We start from the raw sequence: 3,492 nt of genomic DNA, 5'->3' as shown, positions 1-3,492 counted from the left end.
CCGGCAGTGCGGGGCCGGCGGCGGTGGCGATCTGGCTCGCGTAGGCGCGCAGTGCTTCCCCGGTCCGCGCCGACAGCACCCACCCGACCGGCCCCTCCGCCACATCTGCTGCGGGTGGCTTCGAGGATGGCGACCGTGATGTGCTGACCTGCTCGGTCTGCGGCGCCTGTTCAAGGATGACGTGGGCGTTGGTGCCGCTGATGCCGAATGACGACACCCCGGCACGGCGCGGCCGGCCGGTCGTGGGCCACTGGCGAGGTTCGGTGAGCAGCCGGACGCCTCCCGCGTTCCAGTCCACGTGGGGGGTCGGCTCGTCAACGTGCAGGGTGGGGGGCAGCGCGCCGCGACGCAGCGCCTCCACCATTTTGATCACGCCGCCGATTCCGGCCGCCGCCATGGTGTGACCGATGTTCGACTTCAGCGAGCCCAGCCACAGCGGCTGGTCCGGGGAATGCTCCTGCCCGTAGGTCGCCAGCAGTGCCTGTGCTTCGATCGGATCACCGAGTTCGGTACCCGTCCCATGCGCCTCGACCACGTCGACATCTGCACCCGTGAGTCCGGCGCTGGACAGCGCCTTGAGGATGACCCGTTGCTGTGACGGGCCGTTCGGTGCGGTCAGCCCGTTCGAGGCGCCGTCCTGGTTCACGGCCGATCCCCGCAGGACCGCCAGCACGCGGTGCCCGTTGGCGCGGGCGTCGGAGAGGCGTTCGAGTGCCACCAGTCCTGCGCCCTCGCCCCAGCCGGTGCCGTCGGCCGACGCCGCGAACGCCTTGCACCGCCCGTCAACAGACAACCCCCGCTGCCGCGAGAACTCCACCAGCACTCCCGGTGAGGACATCACGCTCACGCCACCGGCCACTGCCAGAGCGCATTCACCGCTCCGCACAGCCTGAGCCGCCTGGTGCAAGGCGACCAGCGACGACGAACACGCCGTGTCGACGGTCACCGCAGGCCCTTCCAAGCCGAGGAAGTACGCCAACCGACCGGACGCGACACTCCCGCTGGTACCGGTAAGCAGCAGCCCGTCAGTCTCCGCCGAACCCTCGTGCATCGGCGGCCCGTACTCCTGGAACATCGCGCCGATGAACACGCCCGTGTTGCTGCCGTGCAGCGTACCGGGCTCGATCCCGGCGTCCTCCAACGTCTGCCACATTGTCTCCAGCAGCAACCGCTGCTGCGGATGCATCGCCAGCGCCTCGCGCGGAGAGATCCCGAAGAACCCGGCATCGAACTCCCCCGCGTCGTCGAGGAAGTAGCCCTTGTCGACGTAGCTCTTGCCTGTCCGTCCTGGGTCCGCGTCGAAGAGGTTGTCCAGGTCCCAGCCACGATCGCGCGGTAGCCCGCCAACCGTGTCCCGCCCCGACTGCACGAGATCCCACAGCCCCTCCGGTGAAAAAACACCACCGGGATACCGGCACCCCATGCCGACAATGGCAATCGGCTCGTCGTCCCCGGCCGAAGCGGGCGTCGCAGCCGGCGGAGTGACGACCTGGGCCCTCCCGCCCAGCAACTCCTCGCGCAGGAGCGCAGCCATTGCGGACGGAGTCGGATGGTCGAACACCACGGTAGCCGACAGCCGCAGTCCGGTGACTTCGTTGAGCCGCTTGCGGAGTTCCACTGCGGACAGCGAGTCGAGGCCGAGTGCCCTGAACGCGACGTCCGGCTGCACGGAGCCGGTGCCGGCATGGCCGAGCACGGTGGCAGTATGAGAGCACACCAGGTCGAGCAGTTCGCGGTTGACGTCCTCGACCGGGCGGCCGGCCAGTCGGTCGGCGAACGTCGAGCCGGTCGCTGCGACCGCAGTCGCAGCGCGCCGCGCCCGGACGAGCCCACGCAACACCTCCGGCAGGCTCGCCTGCGTGGACTGCGTGCGCAGCCGGTCCAGGTCGAGTACGGCCAGGGTCGCGGTGGCCGCACCGCTGGCGAGCGCCGCGTCGAAGAGTGCGACGCCTTCGTCCGACGGCAGCGGTTTCAGCCCGGTGCGTGCCATGCGAGCGAGGTCCGCGTCGTCCAGGTCACCGGTCAATTCGCTGCGTTCGCTCCAGAAGCCCCACGCGAGCGAGGCCGCCGGGAGTCCGGTGGCGCGGCGGTGCTGGGCGAGCGCGTCGAGGAACACGTTCGCTGCGGCGTAGTTTCCCTGGCCCGCGTTGCCGATCGTGCCCATGATCGAGGAGAACAGCACGAACGCGGACAGCCCCAAGTCCCGGGTCAGGTCGTGCAGGTTCCACGCTGCGTCCAGCTTCGGCGCCAGCACGGCGTCGAGGCGCTCCGGTGTCATCCCGGAGATCACCCCGTCGGCCAGGGCCCCTGCGGCGTGAACCACGCCGGTGAGCGGCCGGTCCGCCGGGATTCCTGCGAGCAGCGCGGAGAGCGCGGCCCGGTCGGCCGCGTCGCACGGAGCCATTGTCACCTGAGCGCCCAGCCCGGCCAGCTCGGCGACCAGATCCGTGGCGCCAGGAGTGTCCGGCCCACGCCGGGAGACCAGCAGCAGGTTCCGCACCCCGTGCTTCGTGGCCAGGTGTCGGGCGAACAGCCTGCCGAGTGTTCCGGTACCGCCGGTGATCAGCACGGTGCCGTCGGTGTCCCACGGTGACCGGGACTCCGGCAGGCGGTCCTTGGCACTCATCCTGGTCAGTCGCGGCACCAGGACCTGTCCGTGACGCAGCGCGAACTGGGTGGCGTCACCGGCCAGCGCGGACGGCAGAGCGGCGAGCGAGCGATCATCGTCGTCCACATCGACCAGGACCAGCTGACCGGAATTCTCGTTCTGCGCGGAGCGGAGCAGCCCCCAGAGAGGCGCGACGGCGAGGTCCGGTACGGGTTCGCCGTCTCCGGTCATCACCGCACGCCGGGTCACCACAACCAGCCGTGCCTTCGCGAACCGCTCGTCGGACACCCAGGCCTGGACCAGATCGAGCGCCCCGTACAGCGCCGCGCGGACGGCGCCCGGTGCATCTGACGTCTCGTCACTGTCGATGCACACAATCACATCCGACGAGTCAGCGGGAACGGCGGGTAGTTCGGTGAACTCCTGCCAGTCGACGCCGGCTCCCGTCGCCGAGCGCAGGCCGAACGGGTCGCCGCCGAGCAGTGTGAGCTTGGTGGGCGGTACTGCGTCTGCCGACGGCGCGGGTGTCCAGTCCAGACGCAGCAGGGAGTCTGGGTTCACCGTCGGAGAACCGAGCTCGGCAAGGTCAGCCGGCAGCATGGCCAACGACGCCACCGAGATCACCGGCCTGCCGGCACCGTCCGCCGCCCGCAGCCGCAGCGCGTTGTCCCCCACGGCCGTCACCGACACCCGGAGCGCGGAGGGGCCGGAAGCGTACAGCGTTACGCCTTCCCAGGCGTACGGCAGCCGTATCCGGCCGTCGTTCGGCAGGACCTGACTCATCAGCGGGGCGTGGAGTGTGGCGTCGAGCAGGGCGGGGTGGATGGTGTAGGTGTCGGGGTCGGTGGGGAGGGTGATTTCGGCGTAGGTGTGGTCGTTGTGGC

1 protein-coding gene is annotated in these 3,492 nt (G+C 70.2%); it reads right to left on the bottom strand.

What is annotated here, in order from left to right:
* Positions 1-3,492: SDR family NAD(P)-dependent oxidoreductase (locus ACF1AK_RS36155; protein WP_391503064.1), on the bottom strand; the 3,492-nt coding region annotated here is incomplete at both ends.

The organism is Kitasatospora sp. NPDC015120 (assembly GCF_043080305.1).
Taxonomy (GTDB): Bacteria; Actinomycetota; Actinomycetes; order Streptomycetales; family Streptomycetaceae; genus Kitasatospora.
Note: the sequence above shows the minus strand (reverse complement) of the source record. Positions and strands in the feature narration are given on the sequence as shown.